Origin of the sequence: Psychrilyobacter sp., assembly GCF_037132775.1 — a bacterium.
GTDB lineage: Bacteria > Fusobacteriota > Fusobacteriia > Fusobacteriales > Fusobacteriaceae > Psychrilyobacter.
This window is the reverse complement of sequence record NZ_JBAHZY010000072.1, coordinates 1-18,356: the sequence shown is the minus strand read 5'-3', so window position 1 is coordinate 18,356 and position 18,356 is coordinate 1. Positions and strand designations below refer to the sequence as shown.

16 protein-coding genes and 1 pseudogene are annotated in these 18,356 nt (G+C 31.0%); 5 read left to right on the top strand and 12 right to left on the bottom strand.

Annotated elements, in window-relative coordinates; all coding sequences use genetic code 11:
* The 5 genes from glpX to V5784_RS04815 all read left to right on the top strand — a co-directional run.
* A partial coding sequence (glpX, locus tag V5784_RS04835) for a class II fructose-bisphosphatase (protein ID WP_336887914.1) occupies window positions 1-743 on the top strand: 743 nt, incomplete at its 5' end.
* A gap of 67 nt (window positions 744-810) precedes the next feature.
* The gene (locus V5784_RS04830) at window positions 811-1,305 is read left to right on the top strand and encodes a hypothetical protein (protein WP_336887913.1); all 495 of its coding nucleotides are present in this window, start codon (window positions 811-813) and stop codon (window positions 1,303-1,305) included.
* A 2-nt stretch (window positions 1,306-1,307) separates the two neighbouring features.
* Window positions 1,308-1,652: a metalloregulator ArsR/SmtB family transcription factor gene (locus V5784_RS04825; RefSeq protein ID WP_336887912.1), complete on the top strand. Its 345-nt coding sequence runs from the start codon at window positions 1,308-1,310 to the stop codon at window positions 1,650-1,652.
* Window positions 1,653-1,728: 76 nt separating this feature from the next.
* Window positions 1,729-3,408, top strand: coding sequence for a HAMP domain-containing sensor histidine kinase (locus V5784_RS04820; protein ID WP_336887911.1), 1,680 nt, complete (start codon window positions 1,729-1,731; stop codon window positions 3,406-3,408).
* A 47-nt stretch (window positions 3,409-3,455) separates the two neighbouring features.
* On the top strand, window positions 3,456-4,328 hold the full coding sequence (locus V5784_RS04815; protein WP_336887910.1) for an aldo/keto reductase: 873 nt from the start codon (window positions 3,456-3,458) through the stop codon (window positions 4,326-4,328).
* A gap of 30 nt (window positions 4,329-4,358) precedes the next feature.
* Here V5784_RS04815 and nusB read toward each other — a convergent pair whose 3' ends face one another.
* From nusB to V5784_RS04755, 12 genes and pseudogenes are all read right to left on the bottom strand, one after another.
* Window positions 4,359-4,808: a transcription antitermination factor NusB gene (nusB, locus tag V5784_RS04810; RefSeq protein ID WP_336887909.1), complete on the bottom strand. Its 450-nt coding sequence runs from the start codon at window positions 4,806-4,808 to the stop codon at window positions 4,359-4,361.
* Window positions 4,809-4,820: 12 nt separating this feature from the next.
* Window positions 4,821-5,033 (bottom strand): DUF2273 domain-containing protein, encoded by a 213-nt coding sequence (locus V5784_RS04805; protein WP_336887908.1) that lies wholly within the window; start codon window positions 5,031-5,033, stop codon window positions 4,821-4,823.
* A 2-nt stretch (window positions 5,034-5,035) separates the two neighbouring features.
* A complete protein-coding gene (amaP, locus tag V5784_RS04800; RefSeq protein WP_336887907.1) occupies window positions 5,036-5,554 on the bottom strand; it encodes an alkaline shock response membrane anchor protein AmaP in 519 nt (172 codons plus the stop codon).
* Between the two features lie 53 nt (window positions 5,555-5,607).
* A complete protein-coding gene (locus tag V5784_RS04795) occupies window positions 5,608-5,973 on the bottom strand; it encodes an Asp23/Gls24 family envelope stress response protein (protein ID WP_336887906.1) in 366 nt (121 codons plus the stop codon).
* 152 nt (window positions 5,974-6,125) lie between these two features.
* Window positions 6,126-7,481: an acetyl-CoA carboxylase biotin carboxylase subunit gene (accC, locus tag V5784_RS04790; protein WP_336887905.1), complete on the bottom strand. Its 1,356-nt coding sequence runs from the start codon at window positions 7,479-7,481 to the stop codon at window positions 6,126-6,128.
* Window positions 7,482-7,495: 14 nt separating this feature from the next.
* The gene (locus tag V5784_RS04785; RefSeq protein ID WP_336887904.1) at window positions 7,496-7,915 is read right to left on the bottom strand and encodes a biotin/lipoyl-containing protein; all 420 of its coding nucleotides are present in this window, start codon (window positions 7,913-7,915) and stop codon (window positions 7,496-7,498) included.
* Between the two features lie 80 nt (window positions 7,916-7,995).
* Window positions 7,996-11,412 carry a DNA polymerase III subunit alpha gene (locus V5784_RS04780; RefSeq protein ID WP_336887903.1) on the bottom strand — a complete coding sequence of 1,139 codons (3,417 nt, stop codon included), beginning with the start codon at window positions 11,410-11,412 and terminating at the stop codon, window positions 7,996-7,998.
* 198 nt (window positions 11,413-11,610) lie between these two features.
* Entirely contained in the window at window positions 11,611-13,008 is a 1,398-nt protein-coding gene (locus tag V5784_RS04775; RefSeq protein ID WP_336887902.1) for an FAD-dependent protein, read from the bottom strand.
* Between the two features lie 356 nt (window positions 13,009-13,364).
* Window positions 13,365-14,336 carry a diguanylate cyclase gene (locus tag V5784_RS04770; RefSeq protein WP_336887901.1) on the bottom strand — a complete coding sequence of 324 codons (972 nt, stop codon included), beginning with the start codon at window positions 14,334-14,336 and terminating at the stop codon, window positions 13,365-13,367.
* Window positions 14,329-14,901: pseudogene (locus tag V5784_RS04765) on the bottom strand (chemotaxis protein CheB). The gene V5784_RS04770 and the pseudogene V5784_RS04765 overlap by 8 nt, the downstream one beginning before the upstream one ends.
* A 1-nt stretch (window position 14,902) precedes the next feature.
* Window positions 14,903-15,742 carry a protein-glutamate O-methyltransferase CheR gene (locus V5784_RS04760; RefSeq protein ID WP_336887900.1) on the bottom strand — a complete coding sequence of 280 codons (840 nt, stop codon included), beginning with the start codon at window positions 15,740-15,742 and terminating at the stop codon, window positions 14,903-14,905.
* Between the two features lie 3 nt (window positions 15,743-15,745).
* Window positions 15,746-18,229, bottom strand: coding sequence for a response regulator (locus V5784_RS04755; RefSeq protein ID WP_336887899.1), 2,484 nt, complete (start codon window positions 18,227-18,229; stop codon window positions 15,746-15,748).
* Window positions 18,230-18,356 lie beyond the last annotated feature (127 nt).

Here is an 18,356-nt window from a genome sequence, read left to right as displayed (position 1 = left end):
CTCGTATGACTGCCCAAGGTCAAGGGAATGCCCTAGCTGTTATGGCTATTGGAAATAAAGGTAGTTTTTTAAAGGCACCAGATATGTATATGGAAAAATTAATCGTAGGACCTGATGCACGTGGAGCCATCGATCTTAATTTACCACTTTTAGATAATGTCAACAACGTAGCTAAGGCGTTAAATAAATCTTTAGATGAATTAGTTATAGTTATCTTAGACAAGCCTAGACATCATAAGATCATCAAAGAACTACAACAAATGGGTATTAGAATATTTGCTATCCCTGACGGGGATGTAGCGGGTTCTATCCTAACTGCTATTATTGATTCTGACGCAGATATGTTATATGGAATAGGAGGAGCACCTGAAGGTGTCATCTCTGCTGCTGTTATCAAAGCTCTTGGTGGAGATATGCAGGCTAGATTAAAGTTAAGAAATGAAGTAAAGGGTATATCTTTAGAAAATGATAAAATTTCTAATCTTGAAAAATCTAGATGTGAAGAGATGGGAATCGATATTTCTAATATTTTCACTCTTGATGATTTGATTAAAGATGATGAAATTATCTTTGCTGCTACAGGGATTACCGATGGAGACCTTTTAACAGGAGTTAGTAGAAAGAAAAATATAGCTAGAACTCAAACTCTATTAATTAGAGGGAAAACTAAGACTATCAGATATATCAATTCAGTTCATAACTTAGATTTTAAAGATGAAGAATTACAAAAACTTATAAAGTAAGCTTTTTATAGAGTGTAGATAACTTCTACACTCTATATTAATATCTAAAAACATAAGGAGAAAAAATATGTTATTTTACGATGATTTTATTAAAAAATTAAACACTACAGATGTAGTATTGAAAGACAAATATAAGTACGGATTAAATTTTATAAAAAAATTAGTTTGGTTGGGAACTGGGATTCCTATCACCCTAATTGGAGGATTCCAACTTTGGGTGCTTAAAACCAATGGTGGCAATCCAATCGGATATATTCTATCCCTCCTGATGTTTTTATTTGGACTCTATAATTTAAAGATGTCCTGTGCCTATAAGATAGAGATCGATGTAATCCATCAAAAATTAATTAATAAACAGTTTATCATAGAACTAGATAAAGTAAAATTAATTGAGCTTCGTAAGATGGTAGCACCTAAAGGTAAAAAACTAGAGGTTTGTCTAGACATCATTACCCACGACAGAAAACAAATTATTCTACCTCTTATTATGAACAATAAGTTAGAATTTACATCTATTATCAAAAAGATCGTTTCTGATAAATTTGTAATTATTAAGGATTAATTATGGACATCTGTAAATGTATATCCATTAATGAAGCCAGGGTAGACCAGGCAAAAAAAACACTAGAAAGTCTCTCCTCTCTAGATCAAACCGTTAAGTTTTTTAAAATTTTAGGAGACGGAACAAGGTTTAAAATTATTACTGTTCTCTTAGAGGGTGAGATGTGTGTATGTGATATTGCAACTACCCTGAATATGACCCATTCCTCCATCTCCCATCAATTGAAGATTTTAAGGGAAAATAGAGTTCTTAAAAATAGAAAAGATGGAAAGATCGTATATTATTTCTTAAATGATGGCCATGTTAAAAATATTATTCTCCAAGGTTTAGAGCATCATAACCATTAATTTTATATCCTCAAAACGTTGAATTTTTATACTTAATGTGCTAATATAGTATAAATTGATGTAAAGGGGGGTTGAAATGACTAGATTAAAAATTAAATTATTTAAGTCTTACCTGCTTTTGCTGGGTGGGAGCCTAATTCCTCTTTTTTTATTTATCTTTTTTTTATATCATTTAAATGTCTCTAAAAATATAGTTAAACTAAAATCAGAGAAAAAAGTGCTTTTAAATTTAATAAAAAAAGATATAGAGAAAGAATTTGTTGACTATATAGATGATGTCCGTTTTTTGTCTGAGACTCCCCAGCTAAGATCCCTTCTGTATAGAAGATCCAATTTGAAGGAAAATCAAGATTATTTAAAAAGTTATCTCAAAATTAAAAATAAATATTTTGCAGGATATATTAGAAATAATAGAGATCATGTGATTATTGAAGAATATCACAACAGCGAATATCACAAATTCCCTGAACAATTCCTAACTGAAAATCTTAAAAAAATTACATTTCAGAAATTTAGAGGGGATGAAAATAATTTTATAGTTAATGTTACAGCACCCATCTATGGTCAAAATAATACTCCCTTAGGTACAATCTCTCTCTATGGAAACCAATGTTATACCGATGGTATTTTAGAAAAATATAAATCTATAAATTTGATCTCTGATCGTAATTTTTATTGGTTTGGGCTAGATAATGATAATAATATTGATGAATTTAAAAGCACAGAGATCTTAAAACAAGGGAATATTCTTCCCATAAATTCGAGTAGTGGTTCCATTCTCAGTAAAGATGTTTTATTTACTTTTGATACCATAGATTTTAAAGAGCTTCTACCTCAATTAGATTTCGGTGAAAATACAGATTCTACTTGGAGATTGGTTATTAAAGTCCCTGAATCAGAGATGATTTCCATGAAAAAAAAATTTTTAGATGGATACCTTCTCCTTAGTTTTTTTATATTCTTTATGCTTTCTATTACTATATGGGTCATTTTAAAAGAAACCAATAAACGGAAATTTTATGAAAACAAATTAGAATTACAAAATTACAAATTAATAGAAAATAACAGAACTAAAGATAAATTCATATCTATATTGGCTCACGACCTAAAAAGTCCATTTACTGGAATTACTGGCATTTTTAGTATTCTAACCAGAAAATATGATTCATATGATGATGTAAAGAAAAAAAAATTAATCTATTCTATCAATGATTCTATACAGGGAATAAATGCTCTTTTGATGAATTTATTAGAATGGTCTAAAATACAGAGGGGACACGTGATACCTTCTTCTATGAAAGTTAAAGTAAATGATCTCACTGCTTCAGCATACCAAGTTTTAAAACTAAATTTAGAATCCAAAAATATTAAATTTTTAAATAATATTTCCGATAAGCATTTTATTTGGGTTGACAAAAACATGATAGATGCTGTTTTTCGTAATATTCTCTCAAATGCCATAAAATTTACTTCTAATTCTGGAAAAATTGAATTCTATAGTGAACGAAAAGATAAGTTTATCTATATATATATTAAGGATAATGGGGTAGGGATGAATTTAGATATTCAATCTAAGTTATTTAAACTAGACGAACACTTGACTACTCCAGGAACTGAAAATGAGAAGGGAACTGGCTTAGGGCTTATCATCACAAAGGAATTTATCCATCTTAACAGAGGAAGTTTAGGAGTGGATTCTATAAAGGATCAAGGAACTACTCTTATTATCAAACTCCCTGTATATAGGGAGCTCTGAGAACCTCAGTGCACTCTGTGACAACAAAATAGAAAAAGAGGTAAAAAATGAAATATAACAAAATAAAAAATATAGATAAAGAAATATCCCTTTTGGGGTTTGGTTGCTGGGCTCTATCTAAACATGGATGGAAAGATGTTAACCAAGAGGAAGCCATTAAAACTCTAGAAAAAAGTATAGAGCTCGGCATAAACTTTTTCGATACCGCACCCATCTATGGATTTGGAAAATCCGAAGAGATCCTAGGAGAAGTTACAAAGAGTATTCGTAAAGACATAGTTATAGCCAGTAAATTTGGACTTAGATGGAATGAATGGGGGCACGTTACCCATGATATCTCCAGAGATTCTATTTTATTTGAAATAGAAGCCACTATGAGACGTTTAAGGACCGATTATATCGACCTCTATCAAGTCCATCACTTAGATGGTATAACATCATTAGAGACGGTATTTGGAACTCTCAACGAATTAAAAAAACAGGGTGTGATAAAAGGTATAGGAGTATCCAATTTAAAACTGGAAGAGTTGAAACAAGCTTCTAATCTGTGTGATATTAGCAGTATTCAAAATCAATATAATATTTTACAAACTAATGATGAAAAAGATATTCTGCCTTTTTGTCAAAATAACGATATAGGATATATCTCCTACAGTACTTTAGCTCAAGGGCTATTATCGGAAAAAGTCAAAAAAGGATATAAATTCGCCAAGATGGATATCAGAAAATTTAATGATTTATTTCATGACAGGGAAACCTTTGATAGGATTGAAGCCTTGAGATCTCCTAATAAACCTTTGATAGAGAGTGCTTTTGAGTATGTGATGAAACAAAAATCACTAAAGTCTATCCTAGTCAGCACCACAAAGATTAAAAATTTAGAAGAAAATATAAGGTTGATAAATAAATTAAGTAAATAAAAAAAACAGTCAAACGACTGTTTTTTTTATTTACTTCTTAACAAATTTAGCTAATACTCCATTTACAAATTCATGTGATGTTGCATCCCCATAAACTTTAGCCAATTCAACAATCTCATTCAATACAATTTCAAAACCTGTTTCTTCGTACATCAATTCATATACACCAAATCTAAGTAATGATCTCTCTACACTTCCTATAGTTTCTAATGACCATTCATCCATCTTTTCAGCGATTTCTTGGTTTATAGTGCCATAGTGTTTATCTATCCCTTCTGCAAATTCTTTAATGAATTCCACTTCTGTTTTAGTTAAAGTAAGTTCTTCAACGTTATTAGAAACCTCTTCATCTTTTGATACCTCTACCCTTCTGTTTCCATCTTCTAAAAATTCTTTCAATCTCTGTAATGGTGTCACCTTGTTCATGTCAGCTTCAAATAAAAGCTTAAATAACTCTTCTCTTGCGATCTTTCTACTCATAATTTTCCCTTCCTATTCTTCTTTTAATCTATTAATCAATATATTTTTTAGCTTTTTAATATTTTCCTTATCTCCAAGGACAGCTCCTAATAAAGTTGTCAACATAACTACTATCATAGATAGTATACCATGAGTTATAAAGATATAACCAAAAGCAAATCCCATCAGTCCACCTATATATTTCTTACTATTTATTGCAAATTTTTCTATCAATTCCTCTAACACCACTAATCACCTCTTCCATTATCAGATCTATCTTTAATTAACTTAGTTACTCTAAGTTCAACTTCTGTAATACTCAAATCTAAATAACTTTCAATCCTATCTTTGATATCTTGTTGGATTAAATTAAGGTCATCTGAAAGGGACTGACTAGACATTATATCAATAGATACAAAAATTTTCAATTTTTTTCCATTAGTTTTATTTTTTACTTTTAAATTTCTAACTTTTGGATGCTCTCCTACCACTTCTCTTATTATATTATTTACAGAATTTGAAGATATTTTTAACATCCCATTCGGAGTTTTCATCCTCAATTCTTTTGGTCTTTCAAAAAGACTAATTAATTTTTCTATAAATAATAATAGATAAACTAGTGACACTCCTGCTATGCTACCTCTAATTATCAGGTTGTTAAAATCCAATATCTCTAAGTATGCTGGAAACATTCCTATATATATTCCAAGTATAGCTAGGATAAAGATCCCTATCCAGGCTATCCCAAAAATAAATTTCATAAACATATATCCATCCCCCCAAATTTAAACCTTAAAAATATAAGAGGCGTATAACGCCCCTAATCTAATATTACTTCTTCTTTTGAAGCTTCTTTCACCTTAACATCTTGAATATAGACATTTACTTCTACTACTTTAAGACCAGTCAATTCCGTAATATTTTTAATTATATTTTCCTGTACACCAGTAGCTATTATTGGAATTGGAAAACCATATTCTACAACTATATGTACATCTACACTGCACTCTTTTTCTCCTACTTCTACTTTTACTCCCTTAGTCATCTTATTGATACCTAAGATCTTATTCACTTCATCAGTTACTCCACTTGTCATCTTGTAGATTCCATCCACTTCCAATGTTGCCTTGGCTGCTATTACCTTTACTACATCATCAGCTATTTTAATACTTCCTAATTCAGACATCTGTCCACCTCCAAAATTATCTTACAATTATAATACTTACACTTATAGTATATCATTTTTCTTATCATTTCCTATTTTTTTTATTAATATATACCAATTAAATTTAAATTTTATTATTTTAAATTAAAAGGAGGATATATCCTCCTTTTAATTTATCCCTTTAAATATTCAGGGAAATTTTTCTCTATAAAGTCAGTTGAATAGTTTCCACTTTTAAATTCTTCATTTTCTAATACTTTTTCATGGAATTTAATCGTAGTTTCTACTCCTTCTATCTTATATTCTTCCAATGCTCTCTTCATTCTGATGATAGCTTCTTCCCTATCCACCCCATGAACTATCAATTTTCCGATCATAGAATCATAGTATGGTGGTATGCTATATCCTTGATATGAATGAGAATCTACCCTAACTCCTATTCCACCTGGAACTATATATCTCTCTAATGTTCCTGCTGAAGGCATGAATCCATTTTCTGGATCCTCTGCATTTATTCTACATTCAATAGAATGTCCATGAAGTTCTATATCCGCTTGCTTTATAGGAAGTTCATGCCCTGATGCTACAATTATTTGAGCTTTAATTATATCAAAACCTGTAATGGATTCAGTAACAGTATGCTCGACTTGTACCCTTGTATTCATCTCCATAAAGAAAAAATCATTGTTTACGTCTACTAAAAATTCCAAAGTTCCAACAGAGTCATAGTTTATAGCTTTAGCTAATTTTACAGCTGCTTCTCCCATTTTTACCCTTACATCCTCTGGTAGGGTAGCACATGGTGCTTCCTCAATTAATTTTTGATGTCTTCTTTGGATAGAGCAATCTCTCTCTCCTAAATGAACTACATTTCCAAATTTATCTCCTACAATCTGAATCTCTATATGTCTTGGACTTTCTATATATTTTTCTACATAACAATCAGGATTTCCAAATGCTGCATTAGCTTCATTTTGAGCTGCTCCAAAATTCACTGCAAATTCAGCATCATCCCTAGCTATTCTCATTCCTTTTCCACCGCCACCAGCAGTGGCTTTTATCATTACTGGATATCCGATTTTCTCATTGACTACCTTTCTGGCGTCTTCCATCTTGTGGATTATTCCAGTTCCATTAGTCAATGGTACTCCATTTTCTATAGCTGTAGCACGAGCTGTAGCTTTATCTCCCATATTGTTAATACAATCTGGGCTAGGTCCTATAAATACAATCTCATGTTTTTTACATATTTTTGCAAATTCAGCATTTTCAGCTAAAAATCCATATCCTGGATGAATAGCTTCTGCCCCTGTAACTTCTGCTGCTGCTATTATATTTGGTATTTTTAAATACGATTCCGAACTCATTGCAGGCCCTATACATATAGATTCATCTGCTAACATCACGTGTAAACTATCTTTATCTGCAGTAGAATATACAGCGACTGTTTCTATCTCCAATTCCTTGGCTGCTCTAATTATTCTAACTGCTATCTCTCCACGGTTAGCTATTAATATTTTCTTAAACATTTTTTCCCTCCTAATTATTCTCCTATTTTAACCAATACCTTTCCGTATTCAGCTACCTCTCCATTTTTTACTGAAATTTCTTTTATTTCCCCATCAAACTCACTTTTTATATCAGTTTTTATACCTATCGCTTCTACATAACCAACTTTTTGACCTTTTTTCACAATCATTCCCATTGTAATCATAGGTTTTTCATCTTTATCTATATAATAAAATCTTCCTACACTTTCAGATATAATTTCCTTTATCTCTTTTGTTATAGCCACTTCTTCTGTCTCTTCTATTTCTTCGACCTCTTCTACACTCTCTTCCAATATTAATTTAGGTTTTTTTATAAAAAGCTTAAATTCTTTTTCCTCTATAGATATCTCTGTAAGTTGTGACTCACCTATAATTTTTATTATCTCATTGATAGTATTCATATCGTTTTTCATCTTGCCTCCCCATAATCTCTTTTAGTCGCTCTAAATTTTAACACATATAATATCTTCTTTCAAGAAATAAAATACACCTGTTATTTAATCTTCATTTTATTAATTCCCAAGAGTTCTCCTACCTGATGAATAAACTCTGCACTAGGTTCTAGTTTATATTTTTCTCCTAGCTCCACCACTCTGTTTCCATCATTTTCCCGGAGTGCAATATAGACCTTATGTTTCCCCTTATGATTCAACAGTATCTGTTTTAATTTTGGCAGTTTTACCTTGGTTTCTTCATCTATTAATATATAAATCTTAAAACTAGGAACCTCCACTATATCTTCTAAATATTTCAAATCTTTAACAACAATCTTTTTCTCTTCATTTCCACCAAAGAAATCCAGTTGAACGCTTCCTTCTAAATATACAGCATTATCCTCTACCAGGTAGTTAGACAGCCTTTCAAATTCACTGGGAAATACGGTGCAACTAATAGTTCCAAAATGATCCTCCAGGGTAAATACAGCCATCATCTGTTTATTTTTTTTAGTTATTATCTTTTTCACCCCACTAATTATTCCACAGGTTCTTACATGATGGGGTCTATCGACCTTTAGCTCCACCAATTTATCCAGTTCATAGACATTTAATATCTCGTTGTACTTATCCAATGGATGCCCGGTAAAGTAAAATCCAAGGTACTCTTTTTCTCCCTTTAGGATATTTTCTATATTATATTCTTCCATACTTCCCATAGCAAAACTTTCTATGGTTGCACGTGCTTCACCGAATAGGTTCATCTGTTGAATCTCATCTTCCTTCGCTACACGGGTTGCATAGACCAAAGATTTTTCTATACAACTATATTTTTCCCTTCTATTCCCCGGGAGACTATCCAATGTTCCTGATAGTACTAATGCTTCCAATGCTTTTTTATTCATCCCTATCTTCTTAGTTCGAATAACAAAATCTTCAAAAGTTTTATATCCACCAAACTCCTCTATATCTTTACTAAGTTTATCTATTATCCCTTCACCTAGATTTTTTATAGCTGACATACCAAATCTAATCAAATCTCCATCCACTATAAATTTATTACTAACTCTGTTTATGTCAGGTAAACCCACATTTAACCTATGTTTTTTAGCATCATCTATATATACAGCTAGTTTATCATTATTGCCACGTTCAGAGGTCATAAGCGCCGCATAGTAATACTTCGGATAATATTCTTTAAAGTATGATGTCCAATAAGCTATAAGCCCATAAGCTGCTGAATGAGACTTATTAAATCCATATCCAGCAAACTTATCTATAAGATAAAACACATCCTCTGCTACTTTTTTTTCATATCCATTTTTTATTGATCTTTCAATGAATATTAACCTGTTTCCCTCCATAAGTTCTGCTATCTTCTTTCCCATAGCACGACGAAGAAGATCAGCTTCTCCCAAAGAATAATTTGCCATAATAGAAGCTATTTTCATTACCTGCTCCTGATACAGTATTACCCCATAGGTTTCCTTTAATACCTCTTCCAAACTTTTGTGGGGATATTTGGCATCCTTCAATCCATTTTTTACTTCTATATAGTCATCTACCATGCCTGATCCTAGAGGTCCCGGTCGATATAGAGCTAAAACTGCTATCACATCATCAAAACTATTCGGTTTTAATTTTTTTAATAACTTTCTTATCCCTCTAGATTCTAATTGAAATACCCCCATGGTGTCTCCCCTTTGGAGGGCATCATATACCAGAGGTGCATCTAGCGGAATATCACTGAGTTCTATCTTCACTCCTACACCATCTTCTATATAATCTATAGTCCTTTGAAGTATAGTTAGATTTCGTAGCCCCAGAAAATCCATTTTTAACAACCCTAAATCCTCTAATTCCTTCATTTGATATTGGGTGCAGACCTGTTCACCTTTGGAGTCAGAATATAACGGCACATCATTGGTCAGGGGATCTCTAGTTATCACTACCCCTGCTGCATGGACAGAAGCATGTCTCACCTTATTTTCCAACCCTCTAGATATATCTATAATTTTTTTAGATTCGATATCTGTATTATAGGCTCTTTTAAACTCATCGACTTCACTAAGAGATCGATCTATTGTATAAAATTGAGGGATTAATTTCGCCAATTTATCCACCTTGTATAGAGGTATATTTAAAGCTCTTCCCACATCTCTTATAGCAGCTCTAGCCTTCATTGTTCCAAAAGTTATTATCTGGGCTACCCTGTCTTTACCATATTTTTTCCCTACATATTCTATAAGTTCATGTCGTCTTTCCTGACATATATCGATATCTATATCCGGCATAGATATCCGTTCAGGATTAAGAAATCTTTCAAATATAAGGTTGTATTTTATAGGATCTAATTCTGTTATCCCCAGAGTATACGCAACCATACTACCAGCAGCAGATCCCCTTCCTGGACCTATGGGTATCTTTTGTTTTTTGGCATAGTCTATAAAATCCCAGACAACAACAAAGTACTCCTCGTATCCCATCTTATTTATGATCTCCAGTTCATACTCTACTCTCTCTACGGTCTTTTCTTCTACCCCATTTGGATACCTTCTATCCAAACCATCATAGACTAATTTTCTCAGATACTCATGAACATCTTTAAATTCTTTCCCAACTTTATATTCAGGAAATTTAAATTTTCCAAATTCTATCTCTAAGTTGCATTTTTCCGCTATTTTCACTGTATTTTCCAGTGCACCTTCATATTTTCCTAATTTTTCTACAAGTTGATCTCTGCTCTTCATAAACAGTTCATTGGTCTGGATTCTCATCCTCTTCTCATCATCTATCTTACTTCCTGTCTGTATACAGATCAGTACATCCTGTAATCCATGTTGCCCGTAATGGGCATAGTGAACATCATTTGTTCCTACCACACAAAGATCATATTTTTTTGCCAATTTATATAATTTATCATTTAGTGAATATTGCTCTGGAATCCCATTATCCTGTAACTCTATATAAAAATCTTCCCTTCCAAATATATCTATGTAAGAGTTTATAATATCCTCTAATTCTGCAACAGTTTTTTCATCTCTAATGCCGCGTGCTATCTCCCCTTGCATACAAGCTGATAGTCCTATGAGTCCCTCACTGTATTTTTTTAATGTAGTTTTGTCTATCCTGGGCTTATAGTAAAAACCTTCTAAATACCCTATAGATGAAAGCTTCATAAGATTTTTATAACCCACTTCATTTTTAGCTAAAAGTACCAGATGATAGGTCTTTTTTTCCTTTTCTTCCATAGTACCCAAACTTATATATGCTTCCATCCCTAGGATTGGCTTTATCCCTCTTTTGCGAGCTTTTTTATGAAATTCTATGGCTCCAAACATATTCCCGTGGTCCGTGATTGCCACAGCATCCATCTTTAGTTCTAATGCACGATCTAAATATTCATCTATTTTACCTACTCCGTCTAGGAGGCTATATTCTGTATGTAGGTGTAAATGCACAAACTTATTTTTCATAGTTTCCTCCCATTTTTTAAATTTAAACCCTTCAGAATAAAAAAATGTTCTCTTTTCTATTATTATTATTTTATCACATTTTAACTGCGGTTTCTTAAAAACCTTGAATTTATTTCAAAAGAATAGTTAATTTTTTATAAATTTAAAAACCCTCCTACAAAACTAGATCTCTCTAGATTGTTAGAAGGGTTTTTAAATTTATTTCATCTTTCCTAATATATCTCTTACTGCCAATATCCCCATTACTGCTGCGATATTTAATCCACTTCCATAACCTGAGCTATCTCCTGCTGAATAAAGGCCCTTTACAGTAGTTTCCATATTTGAATCAATAGTCATCCTTGTACTTCTAAACTTGATCTCTGGAAAATATAACAATAGATCGTTAGATGCAAACCCAGGAGTTACCTTATCATGCACCTCTATAAATTCCATGATATTATCTAAGATCCTCTTTGGACAGGCCAGTGAGATATCTCCCGCTACATAATCCTTCGTTGTAGGTTCTATGTTCAGTCTAGACAGCCTTTCTTCCGTAGATCTTCTTCCTGCTTTCAGATCTCCATATGACTGACATAATACTTTTCCACCTGTAAGCATCGTTGACATTTTGGCAATAGAGGCTGCATATTCAAATGGCTGGTTAAATGGTTCTGTAAATGATTTAGTACATAATAGTGCTAAGTTTGTATTAGTTGATTTTTTATTCTTATATGCATGACCATTGGCTAACATAATATCATCACTATGCTTTTCTACCGCTATAAATCCACTTGGATTACTACAAAAAGTTCTCATCTTATCATTATATTTTTTTGTATAAAATACCATCTTTGCCTCATAGAAATTTTTATTGACAGTTTTCATCACTACATCAGGAATCTCTACCCTTACACCGATATCTACCGATCCTGCAGTATACCCTATTCCGTGTGCTTGGCACACTTTCATCATTTGCTTAGCCCCACTTCTACCTAAAGCTATTATGATATTATCACTATAAAAAGTTTTCTTCCCTTCTTTCGTCTCAACAACTGCCCCTCTTACCTTTCCATCTTCAATTACTAAATCTTTAAAATCTGAATTCGAGCTAAATTCTATACCTTTTTTTAAAAGAGTATCTATTAATTTAGAATATAGTTCTCTAGAACCATCAGTTCCTAAATGCATAGTAGGAGTATCTACTAATTGAATATTATTTTCAATACATCTTCTCTTTATTAATTCCATCTCTTCATTGTAAACTAATCCTGTAGGTTCATCATCGAATCCAAAACTCTTGTAAATATCTGCAACATACTGGATAGTCTCATTAACTAAAGTTTTACTTGTTATAGTATGTACATCTCCTCCTACTCTATAGTCCATATTGAATTTCGAATCTGAATAAGCTCCTGCTCCACTCACACCATAAATAATAGCACAAATAGGACATTTTACACATCTACCTAGCTTTTCTTTAGGACATACTCTTTTATCCAACATTTGACCCTTATCTATCACCATTATCTTAAGATTTGGATTTTTATTGATAGCTTCATATGCTCCAAAGACACTAGATTGTCCACCACCAGCAAATATAATATCATATTTCATTTTATACCTCCTAAAAATTAAAAAAATCTAAGTATATACATCAACATTAGTATACACTTAGATCATATTCTCTGTTTTCAAAGTTGCAAGTATCCATCTCATATTTCAACATGAGATTATTTAAACCTATATAGGTTAAATCCAATACTTTGCTTTTCATTTTTTTTCTCCTAAACTTATCTTATTTTTAAACCAGTATTAATTTTATCATCTTTTATATTTTTCTACAAGGATTCTTTTTAATTCAAGAGATCTAAATAGACTTCTTATTTTAATCTATTAAAATAAAGAACACTGTATTATTTTTTCATTAAAGATAAATCATATTTTATTTTTTACATAGTGTTTATAACTTTCTAACGATATACATAGGTCATATTTTTCCCCTTATTTTTCGCAATATATAATACTTTATCTGCATGATCTATAATTTTTTTTTCAATAAACCTTGTAGGAATAACACTTGAAAGCCCTATGCTGACAGTTATAAATTTAGAGGTGTCCACCCCTTCGTTGACTATTTGTAAATCTTCTATATTCTTTCTTATTTCCTCTGCAATTAATTTTTCTCCTTCTAAATCAGTTTCTGGCAGTAAAACTACAAATTCTTCCCCACCTAATCGTGCAACTTGATCCGTTATTCTTCTTAGAGTATTGTTGATTTTTTGTGCAACATCTTTTAGGCACTCATCTCCTTCAAGGTGGCCATATGTATCATTAAAGTTTTTAAAATTATCTATATCAATCATCAATGCTGAGAAAGAGCCCTTACTTCTAATGGTTCTAGCCCATTCTAATTTAAATATTTCTTCAAAGGCTCTTCTATTAAAAACTCCAGTCAATTCATCAATTCTTATGAGGTGATTAAGTTTTTTTTCTATCAATTCCAATTGAATAATTTTTTCCTCCAGTGCTCTTGTTTTCTCTTCAATTATTTTTGTCTGTTCATTGAGCTTAACGAGTACCTTTACTTTACTTTTTAGAATTTCATTGCTTATGGGTTTGTATAGATAATCAACCGCTCCTAATTCATAACCCTTAAATATGTATTCTTCCTCTTTATTAATAGCTGTAATAAAAATAATCGGAATATCTTTTGTTTTATGATTAGATCTCATCAATTCAGCAACCTCAAACCCATTCATTCCTGGCATTTGAACATCCAAAAGAATAATATCAATTTTTATTTTTAGTAACATTTTTAGAGCATCATTACCATTAGAAACGGTCAATATATTTAAATTTTCACCTTCCAAGATCGCTTCTAATGAAATTAAGTTCGCCTTAGTATCATCTACAATAAGTATATTAGTGCTACGGTTATTCACAGTTCTTTCCTCCCAATTTTTTTATGTATCTATTAATCAAATTTAAGCTCATAAGTTTAGATCTCGAAACATATTTTAGCGCTGATAAGGGCATAATATCAAAATAAGCCTCTTCGGGATCTTGTACAATACATTCTCCACCTAATCTTTCAATTCTTTCAAGTCCTAATGCTCCATCTGAATTAGCTCCTGTCAAGATTATTCCCAGTAAATCCTCTGTATATACCTCTGCTGCTGATTCAAAAAGTATATCGATAGATGGTCTTGAATAATTAACTTTTTCTTCAATCTATAAAGAAAAAGTATAATTTTCTTCAATAGAGAGATGATAGTCTGAAGGTGCAAAATAAATAACACCATTTTTTATCTCCTCTTTATCCTCAGCTTCTTTGATCATCAATTCATTTAAATTTTGATATATTTTTGAAAATCCATCTGCTCTTTCTTTAATATGGATCACAACAATTATAGGTAATTTAATAGTTAGTTCTAGGTCTTTCAACACCATCTTCAACGCTTCTACCCCGCCTGCAGAAGCTCCTATTACGATAGCTTTATGTTTCATATTAACACCCTATCTTCTTTTTATAAATTTTTGTAGCTGCAGTAATATTTTCAAATTTTTCATTGACACTGGTAAATCTTAAATTTTCTTTAGATCCGATACCGATTATCCCTCCAGGTATCAAACTTTCTTCAAACAGCTCTAAAACCTGATTTTGTAATTCCTTATTAAAATATATCAATACATTTCTACAGATAATTAAATTAGCATCAATAAAAGTTTTATCAATCACTAAATTATGTTCTAAAAATGTTACATTTTTTAATAGATCTTGATCAAATATAGCATGATCATATTTTGCAATGTAATAATCTGAAAAAGATTTTTTACCCCCCGCTTCTTGATAGTTCTTCGTCCATTTTTTTACATCTTCTATTGAATAGATTCCCTCTTTTGCAATATCTAATACTTTTTTATTTATATCCGTTGCATATATCTTTACCCTATTTAGCAGTCCTTCTTCCTTTAATAAAATCGCCATAGAAATTACTTCTTCACCAGTAGAACAACCGGCATGCCATATATTTATAGAGGGATATGTCTTTAGAAGAGGAATTACATTTTCCCTTAAATCTTTAAAAAAAATAGGAAACCTAAACATCTCTGTTACATTTATAGATAGATCTAGTAATATTTGTTTTAGCACCTCTCTATCGTAGAGCATTTTTTCTGTTAACTCCGTTATAGTTTTCAAGTCATCCAATTTGACTCTTCTTAAAACCCTTCTTTTCAAATGGCTTTTTGTATAATTTTTAAAATCATAACCATACCTCAAATAAATTCCTTCAATTAATAATTTTAATTCTATATTTTCTATTTCTAATAATTCTTTTCCCTTCATATTTTACAACCAAACCCTAAGTAATGACAATAATTTATTTTTATCAATCGGTTTAGAAAGATATTCATTGGCTCCAGCTTCAAGACAGGCATTTCTGTCGCCTTTCATAGCTTTTGCTGTCAAAGCAATAATCGATAAATCTTTAAATATATTCACCTTTCTTATCTCTCTGATAGCTTCATACCCATCCATAATCGGCATCATAATATCCATTAAAATCAAATCAGGTTTTTCTATATCCTTTAGTTTTTCAAGTGCTTCAATTCCGTCATTTGCTATTTCTACATTAATCCCATTCATCTCTAAAATACTAGATAATGCGAACACATTCCGCATATCATCATCCACGACTAATATTGTTTTATCTTTAAACATTTTGTCATCATCACTTATAACAACATTCTTATGTTTTTTTACATTATGAATAAATAGTTTAATCTCATCTAATAATCTCTGACTCGATTTATCTCCCTTAATAATAATATTTTCAACTTTATTTCTTAACTTTTTTTCCTCATCCATACAAATTTCTTTACCTGTATAAACTATTATTGGAATATTTGAAAAATTATTATCTTCTTTTAGTCTTTCTATAAATTCAAAATCATTATAATCTAATAATCCCAAATCTAATATCAATAAATCTATATTGTTTTCTCTTAGAATTTCTAATGCAGTTTCGCCCGATCTACTAGAAAAAATTTCAATATCTTTATAGTCATGTTTTATTAGTTGAATCAGTGCATCATTCTGTATCTTATTATCTTCAACCACTAATATTTTATCAACCTTATACCCACTCAGTTCAGCATTCTTTAATATATTTTCAATTTCAATTCTACTTACAGGTTTTTTAAAGAATTCTACATCTTTTTCAAACATGCTTTTTTCATAATCTCCACCACTAATAATATTAACCGGAATATCCTTTGTTCTTTTATTCTTCTTTAACCTTTCCAGTACTTCTAACCCATCAATTTTCGGCAATCCTATATCTAAAATAATTCCTATGGGCATATAATAGTCGGCAAGATATAATCCTACTTTTCCAGTTTCAGCAACAATTACTTTAAATTTCTTCGATCTGCTTATATCCATTATGATTTTTGCGAAATTTGGATCATCATCAATAATGAGCAACACTTTGTCATTATCATTAATATCATGTCTGTCATCCAATACATAGGGTACTTCTAAAGGTTTTTTAAACAGCTTTTCTCCCTCTTCCTTATTGATTTCTTCTATTAATTCATCAGATACCTTCTTTACAACATTTGTTTTCTCTTTTTCAAAATGAAAAGTATCGTATGTCACAGGTAATGTCAAAATAAATTTACTCCCAATGCTTCTAGTGCTTTCTACCTCTAACGCTCCATCTAATAATTTAGTGTATTTCATGGAAATTGAAAGCCCTAATCCTGTCCCACCAAATTCTCTGCTTATAGTACCATCTTCTTGTTGGAAAGCCTCAAAAATTGTTTTAATTTTGTCATCTGAAATTCCGATTCCAGTATCATTTATCTCAAATCTAATTTTATTATCATATTCTTTGATATTTAATTCAACACTCCCTTTTTCAGTAAACTTAAAAGCATTCGACATTAAATTTTTAATAATTTGTTTAACTTTAACTTCATCGATCATTATATTTTCAGGCAATTTCTCTGAAATATTGATTGAAAATTGAAGGTTCTTTCTAATTGCTATTTGTTCAAACATTCCTAATATTTCACTTTTAAAGTCTTTAATATTCATCTTTGAAATATTGACTTCCATTTTTCCAGCTTCAACCTTGGATAAATCTAAAATATCGTTGATTAGTTTTAATAAATCACCGCCTGATGTATTAATGGTTTTTGCAAACTCCTTTTGTTTTTCATTTAAATTTAAATTTGAATTCTTTTCACCTAATAATTCTGAAAGTATCATTATACTGTTTAAAGGTGTTCTGAGTTCATGGCTCATATTTGCAAGAAATTCAGATTTATATTTATTTGACAAAACTAAATCTTTAGCTTTTCTTTCTAGCTCTTTCTGACTATCATTAAGCTTGTTATTTTTATTTTCTAGCTCTTTTTTTTGTATCTCAAGCATCTCTGTATTTTCTTCTAACTCTTCGTTTATAACTCTTAATTCTTCCTGCTGACTTTCAAGTTCTGCTTGGGAATCTTTCAATGTAACTGATTGCGTTTCCAACTCTTCATTTGTAACCCTTAATTCTTCTTGTTGTATCTGTAGTTTTTCAGCATATTCATTTGCATCAACCAACAATTTTTCCACAGTTTCAAAATTTAAAATATTATTAATAGCAATCCCTATACTTGTTTTAGCTAATTCTAAAAATTCAATTACAAGATCAGAAAACTCCGATGTCGAAGCTATTTCTAAAACTGCTACAACTTTATTTTGATAGTTACATGGTATAACTACAATATTCGTAGGTATACTGCTCCCTACTCCAGAATTTATTGATAGGTGTATAATCATTTCAAGTCGACCACTTGAAATAAAAAAAGACCTTTTTTCATAAAAACCGATATAATGTAGTTACGACAACAAACATTAAAGGAGTTAATTTATGAAAAAAGGATATAAACATTTTAGCATATATGAA